Annotated in this window: 13 protein-coding genes; 8 read left to right on the top strand and 5 right to left on the bottom strand. The window is 54.4% G+C overall.

What is annotated here, in order from left to right:
- Position 1: 1 nt before the first annotated feature.
- From ACR0IU_RS17420 to ACR0IU_RS17405, 4 genes are read right to left on the bottom strand one after another with little or no spacing between them, the layout of a single operon-like run.
- Positions 2–832, bottom strand: coding sequence for an amidohydrolase family protein (locus ACR0IU_RS17420; RefSeq protein ID WP_480717129.1), 831 nt, complete (start codon positions 830–832; stop codon positions 2–4).
- Positions 829–1,257: an RbsD/FucU family protein gene (locus ACR0IU_RS17415; protein ID WP_480717128.1), complete on the bottom strand. Its 429-nt coding sequence runs from the start codon at positions 1,255–1,257 to the stop codon at positions 829–831. The genes ACR0IU_RS17420 and ACR0IU_RS17415 overlap by 4 nt, the downstream gene beginning before the upstream one ends.
- Entirely contained in the window at positions 1,247–2,299 is a 1,053-nt protein-coding gene (locus ACR0IU_RS17410) for an aldo/keto reductase (RefSeq protein WP_480717127.1), read from the bottom strand. Before ACR0IU_RS17410 ends, ACR0IU_RS17415 begins: the two co-directional genes overlap by 11 nt.
- Positions 2,296–3,033, bottom strand: coding sequence for a GntR family transcriptional regulator (locus ACR0IU_RS17405; protein WP_480717126.1), 738 nt, complete (start codon positions 3,031–3,033; stop codon positions 2,296–2,298). The genes ACR0IU_RS17410 and ACR0IU_RS17405 overlap by 4 nt, the downstream gene beginning before the upstream one ends.
- An 84-nt stretch (positions 3,034–3,117) precedes the next feature.
- Between ACR0IU_RS17405 and ACR0IU_RS17400 the strand changes: the two genes are divergently transcribed.
- The 4 genes from ACR0IU_RS17400 to ACR0IU_RS17385 are packed head-to-tail and all read left to right on the top strand — an operon-like array spanning position 3,118 to position 8,235.
- Positions 3,118–4,671, top strand: coding sequence for a UxaA family hydrolase (locus ACR0IU_RS17400; RefSeq protein WP_480717125.1), 1,554 nt, complete (start codon positions 3,118–3,120; stop codon positions 4,669–4,671).
- Positions 4,672–4,712: 41 nt separating this feature from the next.
- Positions 4,713–6,239, top strand: coding sequence for a sugar ABC transporter ATP-binding protein (locus tag ACR0IU_RS17395; protein WP_480717124.1), 1,527 nt, complete (start codon positions 4,713–4,715; stop codon positions 6,237–6,239).
- Complete coding sequence (locus ACR0IU_RS17390) at positions 6,236–7,243, top strand: ABC transporter permease (protein ID WP_170423121.1); 1,008 nt, start codon at positions 6,236–6,238, stop codon at positions 7,241–7,243. Before ACR0IU_RS17395 ends, ACR0IU_RS17390 begins: the two co-directional genes overlap by 4 nt.
- Before the next feature lie 47 nt (positions 7,244–7,290).
- Entirely contained in the window at positions 7,291–8,235 is a 945-nt protein-coding gene (locus ACR0IU_RS17385; protein WP_480717123.1) for a substrate-binding domain-containing protein, read from the top strand.
- A 643-nt stretch (positions 8,236–8,878) separates the two neighbouring features.
- Here the strand turns inward: ACR0IU_RS17385 and ACR0IU_RS17380 are convergent.
- Entirely contained in the window at positions 8,879–9,181 is a 303-nt protein-coding gene (locus ACR0IU_RS17380; RefSeq protein WP_480717122.1) for a M48 family metalloprotease, read from the bottom strand.
- A gap of 638 nt (positions 9,182–9,819) precedes the next feature.
- On the opposite strand from ACR0IU_RS17380, the gene ACR0IU_RS17375 reads away from it, so the two are divergent.
- From ACR0IU_RS17375 to ACR0IU_RS17360, 4 genes are all read left to right on the top strand, one after another.
- A complete protein-coding gene (locus tag ACR0IU_RS17375) occupies positions 9,820–16,809 on the top strand; it encodes a GAF domain-containing protein (protein ID WP_480717121.1) in 6,990 nt (2,329 codons plus the stop codon).
- A gap of 3 nt (positions 16,810–16,812) precedes the next feature.
- On the top strand, positions 16,813–17,154 hold the full coding sequence (locus ACR0IU_RS17370; protein ID WP_480717120.1) for an Hpt domain-containing protein: 342 nt from the start codon (positions 16,813–16,815) through the stop codon (positions 17,152–17,154).
- Complete coding sequence (locus tag ACR0IU_RS17365; RefSeq protein ID WP_480457037.1) at positions 17,147–18,172, top strand: adenylate/guanylate cyclase domain-containing protein; 1,026 nt, start codon at positions 17,147–17,149, stop codon at positions 18,170–18,172. Before ACR0IU_RS17370 ends, ACR0IU_RS17365 begins: the two co-directional genes overlap by 8 nt.
- Before the next feature lie 654 nt (positions 18,173–18,826).
- The gene (locus ACR0IU_RS17360; protein WP_170471469.1) at positions 18,827–20,512 is read left to right on the top strand and encodes a tryptophan halogenase family protein; all 1,686 of its coding nucleotides are present in this window, start codon (positions 18,827–18,829) and stop codon (positions 20,510–20,512) included.
- Positions 20,513–20,519 lie beyond the last annotated feature (7 nt).

Here is a 20,519-nt window from a genome sequence, read left to right as displayed (position 1 = left end):
TTCAATCCCTGAGGTTATAGGCGCGGGCGGCGTTACCACCCATAATTGCCTTGCGTTCTGCGTTACTCAGCTGGTTCAGCAGAGTGTCGGTGGTTTCACACCAGCGTTCGTAGCTGCTGGCCAAAGTGCAAACCGGCCAATCGCTGCCCCAGATCAAACGCGACGGGCCGAAAGTGTTCAGCAGGTGATCCACATAGGGGCACAGGTCTTCGATCGTCCAGTCTGCAGCGGCTTCCGTCACAAGACCGGACAGCTTGCACCACGCACTGGTCTCTCGGGCCAATGTCAACATGTCTTCGGACCAGCCGTCCAAGATCGCGTCTTTGATAAATGGTTTCGATCCGTGGTCGATGACCACACGCATATCGGGGTAACGCTGAAGAAGTTGCCTGAGCGGGCGCAGATGTTGGGGCAAGGTCAATGCATCGAATGTCAGGTTGTGCCGTCGAACTGCCTCGAAAGCCGGAGACAGCATGTCGCCGAGCATCCACGATGGGTCAGCAATGTCTTGTATCATCGGACGGAGACCGACCAGTGCCGGATGGGCGGCCAAAGCGGCAATCTGCGCGCCAACATCATCGGCTTCAAAATCAACCCAGCCGACAACACCATTGATGAATGCAATCTGGTCGGCCAGAGCGAGCATGTATTCGGTCTCAGCAACGGTGGGCGCCGCCTGGACAAGGACCGTGCCATCAATCTCGGCAGCCTTTAGCAGGGGCATTAGATCTTCTGGCGTGAAATCCCGATAGATCGCGCCAAGTTCAGGCGTCAACCAGCCATAGTCGCCGCGCGCTAAAGCCCAGAAATGCTGATGCGCGTCGATTTTCATCCGATCACACCCTTTTTCAGGATGATGTTGCCATAAAGCCTGCGTTCGCCCGTCTGAACAATGGCAAAAGCGTTGGCCGCACGGTCGTAGAATGCAAACCGTTCCAATCCCTGCACTTTGGCAGGGTTGTCGGCGGTCGTTTCGATGATACGCTGAAAGTCCGCGACTGCGTCAGGAACTGCCTCCGCGTCGCCGACAACCTGCATGGTCAACGCCGGATCAGAAACGAATGTATCCAACGGCATCACCGACAATACAGCTCGCAACACTTCACTGGCCGAAGACCCGCCCGCCCGGATGCAGTCCGGCCCGCTGCTGGAACCCGGGAAATTCGCGTCTGCGATGACGATTTCATCCCCGTGGCCCATGGCCCTGAGGGTATACAGAAGCTCCGGCGACAGGATCGGGTCGATGTTACGCAGCATCGTAGGCCTCGCTTGGCAGAGGCGCGTCGGGTCGGATCAGGCCTTCGGATCGCAGATCCGACCATAGGTCCATAGGAATCGCATGTTCCATCAATGCGATATTGGATTGGACTTCGGATGCGTTGACAGCGCCAGGTATGACCGTTTTGACGCAAGGATGACCCAGAACAAATTGCAGCGCCGCTGCAATCAGCGGAGTGTTGTGAGCAGCGCAAACGGCTTCGATCTTGCGGACCCGGTCCAGAATATCTTCAGGTGCGTCTGCATAATTATACTTGGCGCCGGGCACGGCTCCGGTGGCGAGGATGCCGGAATTGTACGGCCCGCCCAGAATGATCCCGACATCGCGCTGCTCACAAAGTGGCAGGAAACTGTCGAGCGCTTCCTGCTCCAGAAGCGTATAGCGCCCGGCCAGCAGGAATCCGTCGAAATCCCCCAGCCCAAGCAGCTTTTCACATACCTGCCATTCGTTTACGCCCGCCCCAATTGCAGCGATTTCTCCGGCATCGCGCAGTTCGGTTAGCGCTTTGTACCCCCCGCCATCAAAAAGCTCGCGCACCTTGGCATCAGACACTTCCTGACTGCCTTGACTGAAGACACAGACATCATGGACCAGAAGAATGTCTGAGTTGGCTACACCGATCCTGTCGCGGCTGGCCTCGTAAGACCGCATGACCCCGTCATAGGTGTAGTCGAAGACGATCCTTTTCTGCGGGACATCGACAAAGGCTTCAGGTGTCACCTCATGCGGTTCGCAATCCAGTAAAAGGCGACCGATCTTGGTCGAAAGTTGAATGTTCTCGCGGCCAAACCGGCCTATCGCCTGTCCGAACCGGTGCTCTGACCGACCAAGCCCGTATTGCGGCGCGGTGTCAAAAAACCGGATGCCTGCGTCATAGGCGGCTTGCAATGCAGCCTGCGCGTCCTCGTCCGAGACTTTGCGATACAGGTTCCCCAGCGGCGCTCCACCGAATCCCATGCGGGTCAGGGGAACGGGCCGTGTGGTCCGGTTGTTTAGTAATTCTGTCTGGGAAACGGTCATCCTGCCTCGCTATTCAGCTGTGGGGTGAGGTTGAACAAATCGGGGTTTTGCTGTTCCAGCCGCTGTATGCGTGGCATCAACTGCCCAAGGTGGGTACGCATAGCGTCCTGCGCAGCCTGTTCATCGTGATTGCTGATTGCCTCGAAAATAGCTCTGTGCTCTGCCAGTGTTTCAGCGATCCGGCCAGGGGTGGGCAGCAACAGCATTCGGGCGCGGCTGACTTGCAATGAAACGGTCTGGGCGACATCCGCGAGGCGGCGGAAGCCGGTAAACTCCATCAGCAGACCGTGGAATTCTTCGTCTGCCTGATAAAAGCCGGGGATGTCCTCATCCACGATCAACAGTTCCTGCAGGCGCATGTTGCGGCTCAATCGCTTGCGCTGATCGTCGGTCAGATCGCGCGCAACCTTCGCAACAGTTGCAAGCTCAAGCGCCTCGCGCAGGAAAGCACCTTCGCGGATTTCGTCCATCGAAAAGTAAGACACGCGGGTGCCGGATTGCGGCACTACATCCACCAGCCCTTCAGAGGCCAGGCGCGCGATGGCGTCGGCAACAGGCGCACGAGATACGCCCAATCGTTCGCATACGGGAGCTTTCCGGAGATTCGCTCCGGGTGGGAAATCAAGCGAGAGAATCGCCTGCTTTAATGAGTGGTGAACCCGTTGAGCCAGCGGCCCTTCGATAGTCGTGATCTCAGGCAGCAGCGCGGCATCAATATCTTGGTGTTTGCTCATGCTTGGCAATTTAGCATTCTAACATGTTAGTTGACAAGTGACAATTTTGGATTTAGCAACATTGGCCAAGCAAGCGGGGAAGAGATGCAAGCACACGGCGGCATAGATGTTTTGGAAGAGGAGACGCGCGACGTCGTGAAGCTTAATCCGCGGGACAATATCGTCATCGCTTTGCGCGACCTGCAGGCGGGCGAACAACCGGTGCATGTTCCGGCGCCCTTGGCTGCACCTGTTTCCCGCGGTCACAAAATTGCGGTGTCACCAATCAATACTGGCGAAAACGTTGTTCGCTATGGCCAGATCATTGGGCAGGCCAAATGCGATATCGCGCCGGGCGAACATATCCACGTGCACAACCTTGGCATGGGTGCGCATCAGCAGGACTACGCACATGCCAGCGCGAACGCGCCACTACCCACTCTTACTGAAGAGCGGACATTCGATGGATACCATCGTACCGACGGCAAGGTGGGTACCCGAAACTACATCGGAATTCTAACCACCGTTAATTGTTCGGGGTCCGTGGCTCGTTTTATCGCTGAGGCGGCAGAAAAATTCGGGCTGCTGGACAGCTTCCCAAATGTGGACGGTGTGGTGCCGATTGTGCACGGGACCGGCTGCGGAATGTCTGGCAAGGATGAGGGTTATGCCACCCTGTTCCGAACCCTGTCCGGGTACGCCCAGCATCCGAATTTCGGGGGTATCCTGCTGATTGGTCTGGGGTGCGAGGTCATGCAGGTCGCAGACCTGGTTGGCGGACGGCCAATCCGCGCTGACGGTGCCCTGCGTTATATGACCATTCAGAACGAGGGCGGAACCCGGCGTACCATCGAACGAGGGTTGGAAGAGCTGCGCGGCATCGCCGAGCTGGCCAATCAGGCCGAACGCGCGCTCGCTCCGATCAGTGCCATTACGGTCGGCATGCAATGCGGCGGCTCGGATGGGTATTCGGGGATCACCGCGAACCCCGCGCTGGGGTTTGCTTCGGATCTGCTGGTGCGCCACGGGGGCACGACGATCCTGTCGGAAACCTCGGAAATCTACGGCGCTGAACACTTGCTGACCCGGCGGGCAGAAACGGTCGAAGTTGGCGAAAAGCTGATCGAACGCATTCACTGGTGGGAGGACTATACCGTCCGCAACGGCGGTGAGATGGACAACAACCCAAGCCCCGGCAACAAGCGCGGTGGGCTCACGACCATTCTGGAAAAATCGCTGGGGGCAGTCGCCAAAGGGGGCACAGCCCCTCTGCGCGACGTCTACAAATTCGGCGAGATGGTCGATAAGCGCGGGTTTGTCTTCATGGACAGCCCCGGATTTGATCCGTGTTCGGTCACCGGCCAAGTGGCCTCGGGCGCGAATCTGATCGTGTTCACAACCGGGCGCGGATCGGTGTCCGGATATCAGCCGACACCCTGCATCAAGTTGGCCACCAATTCCGAGATGTATGCCCGCATGGCCGACGACATGGACCTGAACTGCGGTGACATCGTGACCGACGGGGTCAGCATCGAGGCAAAAGGCGAAGAGCTGTTTGAAATGCTCATCCGCGTCGCCTCGGGAGAAAAGACCAAAAGCGAGGAACTTGGCTTTGGGGGCGTTGAATTCGTCCCCTGGCAAATCGGCGCGGTGATGTAACCCACGTCGGGCCCAAGGGAGAGGGGCACATGGGAGGGAAAATGAATAAATTGGTCGAAATGGCGGGGATTGATAAGTTCTTTCCCGGCGTGCACGCGCTGAAATCCGTACAGTTCGATCTTGAACCGGGCGAAGTTCACGCACTGATGGGTGAGAACGGGGCCGGAAAAAGCACGCTGATGAAGATCCTGTCGGGTATCTATCAGCGCGATGGCGGGACGCTTAAGATCGAAGGGCGTGAAGTCGGTCCGACAACCCCGCGCGAAGCGCAGGATCTGGGCATTGGGATCATCCATCAGGAACTGAGCCTGATGAACGACCTGACCGTCGCCCAAAACATCTTTATCGGGCGTGAACCGCGTAAGAGCTTTGGCCGTTTGGACGAGGCGGTGCTGAATGCGCAGACCGCCGAAATCTTTGCTTCGATGAACCTTAGCCTTGATCCCAAGGCGTTGGTTGGCAGCTTGACCATTGCGAAACAGCAAATGGTCGAGATCGCCAAGGCACTGTCCTTTCGGTCCAAGGTGTTGATCATGGACGAGCCTACGGCGGCCCTGAATGACGCCGAGATTGCCGAGTTGTTCGTGATCATCCGCCGCCTCAAGGCCGAGGGCGTGGGCATCGTTTACATCAGCCACAAGATGGACGAACTCAAGCAGATCTCGGATCGCGTGACGGTCATGCGCGATGGGGAATATGTCGGAACGGTAGGGGCCGCCGAAACCCCGATCAGCCAGATCATCGCCATGATGGTTGGGCGGGAGGTCGAAGAAGAACCGCTGGACGTCCCTGATCTAGGTGATGCCGAAATGTCTCTGCAGGTTACCGGGTTGAGCCGGAGCAACAAAATTCAGGACGTCAGCTTCGGGGTCCAAAAGGGTGAAATTCTGGGCTTTGCCGGTCTGATGGGCGCCGGTCGAACCGAGGTTGCACGGGCTATCTTCGGGGCCGATTCTAAGGATAGCGGAGAAATCCGGGTACATGGTCAGGTGGTGTCGATCAAATCACCCACCGACGCTGTAAAAGCGGGGATTGGATACCTGTCCGAGGACCGAAAGCATTTCGGCCTCGCTACTGGTATGAACGTGCGCGACAATATCGCGCTTGCCTCGATGGACCTGTTCACCGGTGCAGGCGGAGTTCTGCATGATGGTGAAATCAGCGACACCGCAAAAAGCTACATCCAGCTATTGGGCATTCGAACACCATCGGATGTGCAGGAGGTTCGCCTGCTATCAGGCGGCAACCAACAGAAGGTTGTTATCGCCAAATGGCTGCTGCGTGACTGCGATATTCTGATTTTCGATGAGCCCACCCGCGGCATCGACGTCGGCGCAAAATCCGAGATCTACAAGCTGTTGGAAGAACTGGCGGGGCAGGGCAAGACGATCATCGTGATCTCTTCCGAACTGCCCGAAATCATGCGCCTCAGCCATCGCATCGCCGTGATGTGCGAAGGGCGAATGACCGGCATTCTGCCCGGCGGAAAAGACACCACTCAGGAAGACATCATGCATCTGGCCACGCAACGTGCGGCGACGATGCAGGTAACAGGGACAGTCCAATGACCACAGCAACCGACATCGAAAAGAAAAAGCCACTCTCGGGTCTTGCGGACAGCGGCGCGTATCAAAAGCTGTTGGCCTTCGCCAGTTTGATCGTCCTGCTGATCGGATTTTCCATTGCGTCGCCGAATTTCATGCAGACATCGAACATGATTGCCATTCTGCAGGCGACATCGGTGAATGGCGTTCTGGCCGTCGCGGCTACGCTGGTCATTATTACCGGTGGGATCGACCTGTCGGTCGGCACGCTGATGACTTTCTGCGCAGTGATCGCTGGCGTGGTACTGACATATCTCGGCATGCCACTACTATTGGGCGTCGCTGCAGCCATTGCGGCTGGGGCATTCTGCGGGCTTTGCTCAGGCACTTTCGTCGCCAAGATGAAAATCCCACCGTTCATTGCGACGCTTGGCATGATGTTGATCCTCAAAGGCCTGTCGCTGGTGATCTCAGGGACGCGGCCGATCTACTTCAACGATACGCCGGGCTTTGACCTGATTTCGCGCGGGTCACTGATTGGAGAGGTTTTCCCATCGCTGCCCATCCCCAACGGTGTGCTGATCCTGTTCCTGGTTGCCATTGCAGCATCGTACATCCTGGGGCGCACAGTTCTGGGCCGTTACACTTTTGCTCTTGGCTCAAATGAGGAAGCAGTGCGTCTGTCAGGTGTGAACACCGACATGTGGAAGATGCGCATTTACGCTCTTGCCGGAGCGATCTGCGGCATCGCCGGAATCCTCATCGCCTCGCGCTTGAATTCCGCACAACCGGCATTGGGACTGGGTTACGAGCTGGAGGCGATCGCCGCCGTGGTGATCGGCGGCACCTCCTTGTCCGGTGGGCGCGGCACCATCCTCGGCACACTGATCGGAGCGTTGATCATGGCGGTCCTGACTAATGGCCTACGCGTGCTGTCCGTCGCGCAGGAATGGCAGACCGTTGTGACCGGAGCGATCATTATTCTGGCTGTCTATGCCGATATGGCACGGCGCAAGAAATCGGGATGATCAAGCAACTAAATCAAAGACCAAAACAACCAACTGGAGGAGAAAACATGTTAACACGTCGTTTCATTCTGGGTGCGCTGAGTGCAGCCACCCTGGCAGGACCCGCCTCGATGGCGGCAGCCGAAGAGATCTACATCCCGCTGGTATCCAAAGGCTTTCAGCATCAGTTCTGGCAGGCCGTTAAGTCGGGTGCGGAGCAGGCGGCTGACGAATTTGATGTCACCATCACATTTGAAGGTCCGGATAATGAGACAATGGTGGACCGTCAGATCGACATGCTGGCTGCCGCTCTGGCCAACAATCCCAAAGCCATTGGTTTTGCCGCTCTGGATAGCCAAGCTGCAATTCCGCTATTGAAGCAGGCCAATGAAAATGGCATTCCGATTATCGCTTTCGACAGCGGCGTTGACAGTGACATTCCGCTTTCAACCGCGACAACGGATAACTTGGCAGCAGCCGGGCTCGCAGCCGACAAAATGGCAGAGAAAATTGGTGGCAAAGGCAAAGTCGCAGTTGTCGCGCATGACCAAACCAGCCGCACTGGCATCGACCGCCGTGATGGCTTCGTCAATCGCATGGCCGAGAAGTACCCGGATATCGAAGTTGTCACGGTTCAGTACGGCCAGGGTGACCACCTGAAGTCGACCGAGGTCACCAAGGCGATCTTGACTGCAAACCCTGATCTGAATGGCATTTTCGGCACCAACGAGGGCTCGGCCATCGGTGTTGTAAATGGCGTTCAAGAGCTGGGCACCGAAGGTCTGGTCATCATTGGCTATGACAGCGGCAAAGCTCAGAAAGACGCAATCAAGAGCGGTCTGATGGCGGGCGCGATCACGCAAAACCCTGTGGGCATCGGTTATGAGACGGTGAAAGCAGCGGTTGCGGCTTTGAACGGGGAAGAGGTTCCAGGTCTGATCGATACAGGCTTCTACTACTACGATGCCTCGAACATTGACGACCCGAAGATCTCGGCCGTTCTGTACGACTAAGTACAACCACTCAAACTGTCCGGCCTGCCTATTTGGCGGACCGGATGGTTTCATCTGCAGATTGTCAGGTAAATTGATACCAAGGCGTGCGGGGCAACGGCATTTGGGTCGCAACGCTGGCTTGCGACTGAGCTGCCGTCCTTATTGGCACATCAATTACAAATTCGCGTCGGTTGTCGTTAAAAACGGGCGCGAAATGTGGAATCGACAATGAAGTGATCGCGAATTGACCAGTGCCATGCCGAATACGAGCATATACTCGATTTGAAAGATCGCAAGCTACTGCGATCTGACCAAGAAGGATTCGCTTGTGCGCGAGCGCATCACGGCTATTGCCGCATAACGGCTAGTGGCAGCGGGGGCGATCTACAGAGCGTCTTATTAACTCGAGTTCGAAACTCTCTTTAGCCGTGATTAGCCTTTGCGGCCGTGCGAAGACGTGACATCAAATTGGTTAACGACCGATCTGAGCCATTGTATCCTGCACCGCATAATATCGTTGTGCGTTAGGAGGATGCGTCCCTAGAAAACGATCACCAGGATCAGGAAATCGCGCAAAGTACAACCCGCCTTTGAGTGGATCATAGCCGGCTTTGTAGGCTATTACCGTGCCTAGTCGATCAGCTTCCAATTCAAAGTTCTTTTAATAGCCGCGACCACCCGCAAAGGCTCCGAGATCTTGTGCTACGGCAATGTCATTCGGCCCAGCCCCTGCAATTGTTGCCAGAACCGCCAAAAGCACCGCACCAGCCGCAGCATTTTGGGCCTGTCGCGCCATTTGCACTTGAATGTGGTGAGCGGCTTCATGCGCCATAACAAATGCTAGCTCATCGGTATTGTTCACATTCCGTGTCAGCGCTTGGGTCATTGTGATAACAGGGCGTCCTGATTTGCTTAAACTCTGATATGCGTTTGAGGGTGTTTTTTTGTTTGGATCAATTCGCATCAAAAAATCGCAATTCACTCCCCGAATTTGGCGGCGACATTCGTGCTCAGCAACGGGCACAATTCGAGAGGCAACCTGCCGAAATCTAACTTGTGCCTGTTGTGAACTGGCCGGAGCACTCGTGCGACCGGGATTTGGGATGGGTGCCGATGGCGGAGGCGTGGTTGAAACGCATCCCGCCAGCAAAAATGCAGCCAATACCGAGGCAACCCGCTTCATACCTACGCCTTTCTACCTTTTTTGAGATCCTAAATAGAGCCCTTAGGCGTCGATAAACCAACACCCATACACGAATTTCAGAGCCTGTGAAAATTGATATTCAATAACAGAGAAGGTTGGCTGTAGCCGCACCCGATTGCGATGCGGGCAAAATGGTGGGCAACGCAAATGGCCCTGAGTCGAAGGACTGCAATTTCCGTTCGGGCATTAAATTATAATACCAATTGGTATCATTCGCTCATTTTGCCATAGCAACCTCAGTGGAGCAAAAATGATGCACCAGCCGCCAAATTGGACCAGTCAGATGAGGTTGCTCAGTCGCGGGTACTGCCCACAAAGAAACTCTGTGACTTCTATCGTATGCCCTCTAAACTCCGGTCTAGTGTGTTTCATTAGTTTGCGTGGGGGTTCGAACGCAGGTGGGTGGAAAAAAGGTATTAAGAGAGACGGCTGATTCAGCGTCGTCATCCTCGCAAAGCAGGGGGCTCAGCGCGGATGATCAGCAGGCGCGGTTCGAAGCTACTGCGCGGGTTATGCAGGCGATTTCTGAGACCAAGGATGACATCCAACCAGTATGCGACTTGATTCTAACGCTGGCAAAAGATCTCTGCGATGCCATTTTTGCTGGTCTGGTTCTCGGGCAAGAAGGGGATGCGCGTCAGCAACTGATTGCCAGCGTCAATCTGCACCCGGATATTCAGCAGCTGTGGCTCGACGGCAAATACACGATGGAGCCAGGCAACTCCATCGTGACGGACACTATACTCAGCGGTAAGACCAGGCGTGTTGTCGACATGGGCGACACCGATTTCCACAAATCGGGCGATGAGCGCTTTAAACTCATTGTCGACACGCATGGGTGCAGAAGCAATCTGTTTGTTCCTTTGAAAGTGGGTGGCAGTGCAATCGGATGCCTGATGCTGGCACGGGATGAGGTGCGACCGTACTCCGACGATCAGGTCCAGCTGGTTGAAACTTTCGCCGCGCAGGCGGTCATTGCAATTGAAAATGTTCGCCAGTTTAGCAAGTTGCAGGTCCGTCTGGCTCGTGAAGGGGCAACGCGCGATGTGCTGGAGACGATCAGTCGATCTCGGGAAGATGAAGCGCCAGTCTTTCAGACGATCCTGGAAAACACGGCCCGGCTTTGCGAAACAGATGTAGCCACGTTGAGCCTGCTAAATGAGGCAGGAACTCATTTGGAATACGCGGCCCATTTTGGTGATCAATTGGCTACGTACAAGGTCGGCGTGGATCGCTGGTCTTTGGAGTCAAATTTACAAATTGCCGAGTCCGTGCGGGAAGCGCGCGTTATTCACAACGTCGATTTGCGCGAGACAGACCACTACATCAACGGGGATCCTTGGCGCCGGCAACTGGTTGATGAGGAAGGTGTCCGTTCGTTTCTAACGGTTCCTTTGATGTCGGCAAATGGTGACCCCGTCGGTGTCATTGGGATTTACCGGCGTGAAGTGCGGTCATTTACTGATGATGAAATCTCTTTGGTCGAGGGCTTTGCGGCGCAGGCTGTGATCGCAATAGATAACACCCGTCAAATGAAAGAGCTGCACACCCAGTTAGAACGCCAAACGGCGACGCAGGAGGTACTGAGCGTCATCAGCAAAAGCCGGGACAACGATGCACGCGTCTTTGAAGCGGTGCTGCAGCAGGCCACGGAAATCTGTGACGCGGATCAGGCGGCACTGGTTTTGGTCAACGCTGCAGGAACCCATATTCAATTGGCCGGTGCATGGGGGCACGATAGAACCGACGTCGAATTGGGAGAAGAGTGGCCTCTTGATGGTTCAGTCACGGCGGCGGCGGCGATACGAAATTGCAAGGTTGTACGCGTCGAGGACATCGCCGACACTGAGTTCTACCGCTCGGGTGATCCTACTGCTGTTACAATGGTCGAGGTCGAAGGCATCAGGTCACGGGTTGTTGTGCCATTGATGCAGGGGGAACAGGCGATTGGTGCGATCGCAGTCAGCCGCCGCGAAGTCCGCCCGTTTTCTGATCCCGACGTGCAATTCATTGAAGAGTTCGCCAAACACGCAGTCATAGCGATAGAAAATACGCGCCAATTTCGAGAGGTTCAGGAACGACTTGAGCGCGAAAAAGCATCGCGAGAAATCCTCGAAGTCATAAGCCGTAGCCGCGACGACGAAAGACCTGTATTCCAGAGCATTCTCGAAAACTCCAGCCGTCTGTGCAAAGCGCCACTCGCCTTCTTGTGTATCGCTGATCACGAACGCGGGATCGCAACGATCCCGGCCAATATTGGTGCGAGAATCGATTTTGACGAAGCGCTCAAAAATTTTTTGGAGCCACTTACACGCACTGAATTAATTGCGATCAAACCAATGATTGATGGCGAGGTCATTCGCCAGGACGATATCGCGGACGATCCCCTTTACCTCAGGGATCGTGACCCGAAACGGGTTCAGATGGTTGAGATTGAAGGAGCCCGCTCGGTTCTGGCAGTTCCGTTGATGAAGGACGGCACCGGTCTAGGGGTGATCGTGCTCTATCGTCGTGAAGTTGCGCCATTCTCAGACGACGACGTGGCACTGGTCCAAACCTTCGCGGCTCAAGCCGTTATCGCAATGGAAAACGTCCGACAGTTTCGCGAAGTTCAGGATCGCACAGCGGAAGTTATGCAGGCTTTGGAATATCAGACCTCTACATCCGAAGTGCTGCGGGTTATTTCGGCGTCACCAAATGAGTTGGCGCCTGTTCTCGATGCTATCCTCAATGAAGCGTCGCGCATCTGCGAATTGCAGGATGCCTATGTTGCAATGTTGAACCCCGACGATCAGCTTTTTCATGTTCTTGCGATATTTACGCAGGACACGACCTTTGCGGAATATGTCAAAGCGCATCCTATTTCGCCTGATGAAAGCGGTGTCAGCGGGCGTGCCATACTGTCGAAACGCACCATCTATATCGAAGATGTCGAAACCGAGACGTCTTATACTTGGATGGAGGATAGCGGCGTCGGGGAATATCGGTCCGTGCTCGGGGTCCCGTTGGTCAAAAATGGCGAGGTTGTGGGTGTAATTTCGGTCGGGTCAACCGAGGTTTCGGGATTTTCCACCAAGCAGATTCAGTTGTTAGAAACCTTCGCCGACCAAGCGATTATCGCCATTACAAATGCCAACCTGTTCCGGGAAGTGGAGGAACGCACTGCCGAGGTCGTGCAGTCACTAGAATACCAGACTGCCACGTCAGAGGTTTTAGATGTCATCTCTCGTTCGCCTAACGATCTTCCACGAGTGCTAGATGCAATCCTGGAAGTTTCCTCACGCATCTGCGACCCAGAATATGCATTCTTTGCAATGCGGGATGCTGACGATGGGTTGTACCGTGTGGCCATGTCCCACAACGTGAGTGATGCGTTTCTTGACTATTTGTCAGACAACCCAATTGCCCCAGAGGAAGGCTCGTGCATCGGCCGCACGGCCCTTCACGGCAAGACTGTTTACATAAAAGATACAAGTAAGGATCCATCTTACACATGGAAGGTGGCGGCGGAGATCGGTGATTACCTAACCACCCTCGGCGTCCCCTTAGTCAGCGAAGGCGTGACCGTTGGTGTTATCGTCATGGCGCACCGGAAGCCCGGGGCGTTTAGCGAAAAACAGGTCAACCTGTTAGAGACATTCGCCTCCCAGGCTGTGATCGCCATCAACAACACCCGGTTGTTCAAAGAAGTGCAGGCCCGTACAGCAGAAGTTGAAGAAGCGCTCGACTATCAAACAGCCACGTCTGAAGTGCTGGGAGTGATCTCGCGCTCGCCAAATGAACTCGATCCCGTACTCAAAGCTATTTTGCAAGTGGCGGTTCGCATCTGCAAACCCGAGGCGTCTTACGTCGCACTACTGAATGAAGAAACCGGAGTATACGACATTGCTGCGACCCATAATTCCGCCGCAGCTCATTACGACGTCATAACCCGTCAGGTGCTTGTTCCAGACAAGGGCACGACCACGGGACGCGCCGCGCTGACAGGCAAAACGGTGTACATTGAAGATTTTGAGTACGACCCGGACTATGCTTGGAAAGAAGAAGCACTGGGTGCCGGATTTCGTTCGGCTTTAGGAGTCCCACTGGTAAAGGATGGGGTCACGCTCGGCGTGATTTCACTTGCTCATTCGAAAGTTGGGGCGTTCTCGGACAAGCAGATAGCTTTGGTTGAAACGTTCGCTTCGCAAGCGGTAATTGCGCTTGGAAATGCGCACCTTTTCGACGAGGTGACAGCCCGAACTGAGGAAGTTGAGGAATCCTTAGCGTACCAGAAAGCCACAAGCGAGGTGCTCGAAGTTATTTCCCGATCTCCTGATGCATTGGAGCCTGTACTGGAGGCGTTGCTGGCCGTTTCGTCTCGCATTTGTCGCCTGCAGGATGCCTTCGTTGCGCTTAAGGCACCCGAAGATGGGAAGTACCATTATTTTGCCGGGCACAATTTGTCGGGCAAATTCGCGGATTTTTTAAAGGCGCATCCTTTTGAGCCCGGGGAAACATCGGCCACGGCACGTGCGCTTCTGCATGGACGGGCCGACTATGTTGAAGATACGCAAGCTGACCCCAATTACGATCCGCTGCTCAAATCCAATCTCGAGGGCTATCGATCCGTCCTTTCCGTGCCACTGATCCGCGATGGTGTCACAATCGGTGTCATCAGCATGGGCAGCCGAATAACTGCGGCTTTCGACGAGAAGCAAATTAAGCAGATGGAGACATTTGCGTCACAGGCGATCATCGCTATTCAGAACTCGCAGCTTTTCAATGACACGCAAACCGCGCTTGCCCGCCAAACCGCCAGTGCAGATGTGCTGCGGGTAATATCTGAATCCCCAACCGATACCAAACCCGTGTTCGAGAAGATTGTTGGTCTGGCAACCACGCTGATAGATTGCGACTTGGCAATTGCTATTCAAGCAAACAAAACCGAAATTTGGCAGGTTGCTGTCGCAACGCCAGAAGGTGTGGAAAAAGTCGAGTGGACGGATCGGCTTCCGATTGACCCCGAAGACAACCTGCCGTCCTGGCCAATCAAAAGCGGCAAGACGCTACACATGCCAAACTGGTGCTACGATGAACTGCCGCGGCGCGACAAGAAGATATTTCGCGAGAAGGGCTTTAAATCGTTTTTGATGGTGCCCTTGATGCGTGGAAAAGACTGTTTCGGCAACTTGGTCTTTATTCGAAAGACGTCCAAGGTTTTTACCAAAGACGAAGTGTCCATTGCCGAGTCATTTGCCGCTCAGGCCATAATCGCGCTGGAAAATGTACGCCTGTTCAATGAAACTCAGTCTTCCTTGGCCCGGCAGACTGCGAGTGCTGATGTATTGCGGGTGATCAGCCAATCGCCCACGGATACAACGCCTGTTTTTGAGGTGATCGTAGATTCCGCGACGCGGCTCGTTTCGTGCGACATGGCCGGTGCGGCGTTGTCGGATGAGAGTTTCTGGTGGCAAGTGGCTTTGGCCTCGCCCAAAGGGCTGATACGTGATTTCGGAAGAACTCGGCACCCGCTGGATACGCAAGACAATTTTCTGTCGTCGGTATTGCTGTCTGGAAAAACCATGCATGTGCATGATTTGTCGTCGGGTGACTTGCCGCGGTTGGCAAAGAAGCTTCACGAAGAAAGCGGGTTTGAAGCTTTCCTTGGCGTGCCATTGATGCGCGGAGGCAAATGTCTGGGCGGCCTCTATTTCATCAGAAAATCCAAAACACCCTTCTCGGATGACGATATTGCAATGGCCGAGTCCTTTGCCGATCAATCTGTTATTGCGATCGAGAACGTACGCCTTTTCCGCGAAGCTGAAGAAGCGCGCGAGGCTGCTGAAACTGCCAACGAAGCAAAAAGCGCATTCCTGGCCACCATGTCACATGAAATACGCACGCCCATGAACGCGGTGATCGGGATGAGCGGCCTGTTGATGGACACAGAATTGGATGCAGAGCAAAGCGACTATGCAAACACCATCCGCGATAGTGGTGACGCGCTGTTGGGTATCATCAACGAGATCCTCGACTTCTCGAAAATTGAAGCCGGGCAGATGGATATCGAAAACCATCCGTTCGACCTGCGCGAATGCATAGAAAACGCTCTCGACTTAGTCAGCGGCAAAGCCGCCGAGAAACAACTGGATTTAGCCTATGAGTTCGATGACGCGCTACCACTGGCAATTAGCGCGGATCTGACCAGATTGCGGCAAATTCTGCTGAACCTGCTTTCTAACGCAGTGAAGTTCACCGAAAGCGGCGAAGTGGTTCTGTCTGTTGAACAATCCGCCAAGGTACAGGGATCGCTCGAACTAACGTTCAAAGTCCGAGACACTGGAATCGGCCTATCCCAAAAGGGCATGAGCCGATTATTTCAGTCTTTCAGTCAGGCAGATAGTTCAACGACCAGAAAATATGGCGGTACTGGTCTGGGTCTTGCGATCTCGAAACGCCTAGCAGAACTCATGGGCGGGACCATGTGGGCTGAAAGCGATGGCGAGGGGAGCGGTTCCACCTTTGTTTTCAAGATCCAGGCCAAACCTGCAAAGCCAGTTAAATCGTCTTCTCGCAATCTTGTTGGTGTTCAGCCTGAACTCGAAGGCAAGCGAATTTTGATGGTGGATGACAATGCCACCAATCGTAAAATCCTTTCTCTGCAAACCGAGAAATGGGGCACGCAGACAACGACGTATGGATCTCCGTCAGAGGCGCTGAGCATACTTGAAGAAGGCGTCGAGTTCGATTTGGCCATTCTCGACATGCATATGCCTGACATGGATGGAGAAGAGCTCGCAAAAAGGGTTCGCGCCAAGAAACCGGGCTTGCCACTCATCCTTTTCAGTTCACTTGGCCCTCGCGATATAGACCTTGAGGATGGGCTCTTCGCCGCCAACCTTGCCAAACCTCTGCGCCAATCCCACCTGTTCGACACCCTGGTCACACTGTTCGCGACTGAAAAGGTGCGCGTAGAGCAGTCCAAACCTCAGGGCAAACCACAAACAGATCCGGATATGGCCACACGACATCCACTGCGGATTTTGCTGGCTGAGGATAATTTGGTGAACCAGAAACTTGCGCTGCGACTGCTGGAACAGATGGGCTATCGCGCTGATTTGGCCAGCAATGGTGTTGAAGCGGTCGAAAGCGTCAACCGGCAAACATATGATGTCGTTTTCATGGATGTGCAAATGCCCGAGATGGACGGGCTTGAAGCATCTCGTCGTATCAATAAAGCGCATCCGGATGGCAGTCGTCCTCGCATAGTCGCGATGACCGCGAACGCCATGCAGGGCGACCGTGAGATGTGCCTGAAAGCAGGGATGGACGACTACATCACTAAACCGATCCGCGTATCGGTCCTAATTGAAGCCCTGTTAAATTCCCCCAGAATAAGAAGGTGATCCATGACAGACAGCCCGATTGATCATGAAATCTTCATGGAGCTTAAAGACGCTACAGGCGAAGATTTTGCAGCCGAGCTTGTGAACACCTTTCTCGACGAAGCGCCTGGCATGATTGACGAATTGAAAGCGGCTGCGGGCGCGGCTGATGCCGACCGATACCGCCGTGCTGCGCACTCCATTAAGTCGAATGCCAATACCTTTGGGGCGATTGCTCTCGCCGAACGAGCCAGGAAAATCGAACTCGGAGAGCTGCCTGAAGCCGGGGACCTTACAGACGCGACGGCGCTGGAAACCGACCTTACCATTGCTGCAGCTGCTTTACGGAGCCTGATTGATGTCTGACGCCCCGGGTCATTTGCTCATCGTCGATGACAACAAGGTGAACCGCTTGCTTTTGTCGCGCAGCGTAGAGCTTTTGGGTCACCAGGCATCGGTCGCGGAAAACGGCCGGGTCGCAATGGAGATGTTGTCTAACCAGCCGTTTGATTTGCTTCTGCTGGATATCGAAATGCCTGAAATGGACGGCTTTCAGGTTCTCGAAGCCATCAAATCAGACACCGACCTGCGTGATCTGCCGGTGATCGTGACGTCATCTGTTGAGGGGCTCGACAATGTCGTGCGCTGTATCGAATTGGGTGCGGAAGACTACCTGCCAAAACCGGTCAATAAGACACTACTCGGTGCACGCGTCGCCAGCGGTCTTGAAAAGAAAAGACTTAGGGACGAGCAGAAACGTCTGCTAGAGCGCTTTGCAACAACGGAGGTTGCACAAGACCTGCAAGAGTCTGGCTTTGCGATAGGTGGCAAGCGTGCCAATGCTTCGGTCCTCTTCTGTGACATTCGCGGTTTCACGACCTTGTCTGAAAATCTCGCACCAGAGGAAACAATTGACCTGCTCAATACGTTCTACACGTTGATGTTCGAGGCTGTTACCAGCAATGGCGGAATTGTCAGCCTGATGCTGGGTGACGGTTTGATGGCTCTTTTTGGAGTTCCGCAACCACTGCCTAATACTGCGCAAAGTGCAGTGGCGGCAGGGCATGAAATGCACAACATGATCGAGATGTTAAATCTCGAAAGGCGCTCAGAAGCGAAAAGTGACCTGAAAATCGGCATCGGAATTGCGACTGGCGAAGTCGTCGCCGGCTATGCCGGTACGGACAATCGAGCGACGTATACTTGCATAGGATCGACCGTAAACCTTGCTGCTCGCCTCGAGGCAGAAACGCAGAAAACCGGAAGCCGTATATTGATTGATCAAGAAACCTTCGATCTGCTGGAAGGGGCAAATGTGTTGGAGACATTTGGTAGAACAATGATCAAGGGTTTCTCCGATCCGTTCGATATCCATGCGCTATGATCAATAGTGCAATGCTGTAGGCATTCCTATGACGGGTGCAGGTACGCCCTTGTTTTTGCATTTCGCCAAATGATCTCCAAATTTTGGCCAGTGATTGAGGCCAGGTATTGTTTGGCTTCGCAAAGTCGGATTTCTGCGCAAAGTTGACCATGCTGCTGGCTATTATGGCGCTTCGATGTCGGATCATTTCTGCGCGGTTTCAGCCACACTATTCTCGAATTAATGATTGTTTTAGAGAGATGCATAATTCACCAATGATCGGTTGAGCGCCATACGGCAGATGATTCATTCTACCGGATGTATGTCACCTGGTGTGAGCGAAGGGTTTTTCGGCAACATCTGAAACTGAATGCTTGCGATTAACCGGGATCTGGATCTGTTCATTAGGGGCGCATTGAAAGAGCGGTATTAGAACCTGGCGATCAACTAATCGCGGAACATCTTTGATGTTTGTTATGGGCAGCGCAAACAAGTGCGCGGGATTTCATATAGTCTATCGGGAACAACTGTAGTGTCTGGCACCATAAGCTATAGCTGAATGCAGGAATGCTGCTATAGTTTCCTCTAGCAAAAAAGGGAAAGCTGCGCCGCAAGCTCCGATAAAACAAGGGGCAACAGCTACAAAATCCCCCGAGCCAACAGGGACAAATAAACATGAATAATCGTTTGCGCAAAATCACCATCGTTGGGGGTGGTACAGCCGGTTGGATGACCGCGCTGATCTTGGACATGGTGTTTTCACGCACTTCGGCGCCTAAGGATCGTCCGCGTATTTGCCTGATCGAGAGCCCCAATATCTCAACCGTGGGCGTTGGGGAAGCGACTGTACCGCGTATGCCGGTCACGCTCCGCCAGGCGGGTATTGCCGAGAGGGATTTTTTCCGCGAAACCAACGCGTCATTCAAGCTGGGTGTGAAGTTCTGTAACTGGAACAACGACGCAAAGGGCAATCGTATTGATTATGTAAACCCGTTTGCGCATGGTCAATTGCTGGAAGGGTTGGAAGCAGCCGAGTATTTCCTACGATTTGGCAATGGCGATAGGGATTTTACGCAATCGATCTCACCGCATGATGATCTTGCTCGCCTGTGCAAAGGGGCGCGGCCCTTAGGTGCGCCCGAATTCGAGCAGCGGTTTGGCTATGCCTATCATCTGGATGCCGTGAAATTTGCGGGTATGTTGACCAAAGTCTGCACCAAGCGTGGCGTTGAACATATTCAGGACGAAGTTCAATCGGTCGAGCTGGATGAACACGGTAACGTCAGTCATTTGATGTTAGAGCGCAAGGGCCGCCATGACATCGAGATGGTCATTGATTGCACCGGCTTCCGCGGGTTGATCATCAATCAGGCGCTGGGCGAGCCATTTATGGATTATTCCGAATACCTGCCCAACGATCGCGCCATGGCATTGCAAATCGAACATCCCGATCCGGAGAAGATCGAAAGCGTCACGCGGTCGACGGCGCTTGGTGCAGGTTGGACGTGGCGGGTGCCACTCTACAATCGCGTGGGCACGGGCTATGTGTATTCATCGGCGCATCGTACCGATGATCAAGCGGCGGATGAATATCTGGAGTGGCTGGGTGATAGCGGCAAGGGTCTGACACCCCGCGTGATCCCGATGCGCGTCGGTCGCGTACGCAATGCGTGGGTCAAGAACTGTCTTGCGATCGGTCTGTCCGGTGGCTTCATAGAACCGCTTGAAAGTACCGCAATCCATATGATCGATCATGCAATACGCTGGTTCGCTGAGCATTTGCCGACACGCGATATCGAGCCAGCGCTGCGCAATCGGTATAACCGTCAGATGAACAAGCTCTACGACGAAGTTCTAGATTTCATCTGTCTGCACTACCGATTGGGCAACCGCACCGATGATCAATACTGGATCGACGCCCGCACCGAGATGAAAATCCCGGATCGGTTGGCTGAGAACCTAGAACTGTGGCAGCACCGTCTGCCGATGGAACACGATATCGAGTTTGCAACGCTGTTCAACTTCCGCGTTTATCAGACCGTCCTTTTGGGCAAGCAGGTCTATGATACCGGCTATGGCACGGGCATACGCGATCGCATTAGGCCGTTGAAGAAACCGATTTGGTTCCAGTGGTGGAAAGGTGCGAAAATGGACCTCGCGCAAATCCTCAAATCAATGCCAGATCACAAAACGCTGCTACGCGATATTCGAGGAGAGCTGGAGAAACCCGCCTTTGGTAAAGCGGCTGTTGCGAAACCAACAGTCGCGATGCCGGGCACCGCTCCGGCTCCTGTGGTTGTGCAGAACATGCCGAACTTCGCCGAAATTCAAAGTGGCGCGAAGGACTTGCAGCTATTCTAGGGCAGTA

It is taken from the genome of Ruegeria sp. CL5 (genome assembly GCF_056536485.1).
The sequence above is the reverse complement of the archived record's forward strand: the minus strand, read 5'-3'. Positions and strand labels throughout refer to the sequence as shown.

Excerpts from the sequence above, each read along its gene's own strand:
- ACR0IU_RS17420 (WP_480717129.1), bottom strand. The coding sequence starts at position 832 with ATGAAAATCGACGCGCATCAGCATTTCTGGGCTTTAGCGCGCGGCGAC.
- ACR0IU_RS17415 (WP_480717128.1), bottom strand. The coding sequence starts at position 1,257 with ATGCTGCGTAACATCGACCCGATCCTGTCGCCGGAGCTTCTGTATACC.
- ACR0IU_RS17410 (WP_480717127.1), bottom strand. The coding sequence starts at position 2,299 with ATGACCGTTTCCCAGACAGAATTACTAAACAACCGGACCACACGGCCC.
- ACR0IU_RS17405 (WP_480717126.1), bottom strand. The coding sequence starts at position 3,033 with ATGAGCAAACACCAAGATATTGATGCCGCGCTGCTGCCTGAGATCACG.
- ACR0IU_RS17400 (WP_480717125.1), top strand. The coding sequence starts at position 3,118 with ATGCAAGCACACGGCGGCATAGATGTTTTGGAAGAGGAGACGCGCGAC.
- ACR0IU_RS17395 (WP_480717124.1), top strand. The coding sequence starts at position 4,713 with ATGAATAAATTGGTCGAAATGGCGGGGATTGATAAGTTCTTTCCCGGC.
- ACR0IU_RS17390 (WP_170423121.1), top strand. The coding sequence starts at position 6,236 with ATGACCACAGCAACCGACATCGAAAAGAAAAAGCCACTCTCGGGTCTT.
- ACR0IU_RS17385 (WP_480717123.1), top strand. The coding sequence starts at position 7,291 with ATGTTAACACGTCGTTTCATTCTGGGTGCGCTGAGTGCAGCCACCCTG.
- ACR0IU_RS17380 (WP_480717122.1), bottom strand. The coding sequence starts at position 9,181 with ATGCGAATTGATCCAAACAAAAAAACACCCTCAAACGCATATCAGAGT.
- ACR0IU_RS17370 (WP_480717120.1), top strand. The coding sequence starts at position 16,813 with ATGACAGACAGCCCGATTGATCATGAAATCTTCATGGAGCTTAAAGAC.
- ACR0IU_RS17365 (WP_480457037.1), top strand. The coding sequence starts at position 17,147 with ATGTCTGACGCCCCGGGTCATTTGCTCATCGTCGATGACAACAAGGTG.
- ACR0IU_RS17360 (WP_170471469.1), top strand. The coding sequence starts at position 18,827 with ATGAATAATCGTTTGCGCAAAATCACCATCGTTGGGGGTGGTACAGCC.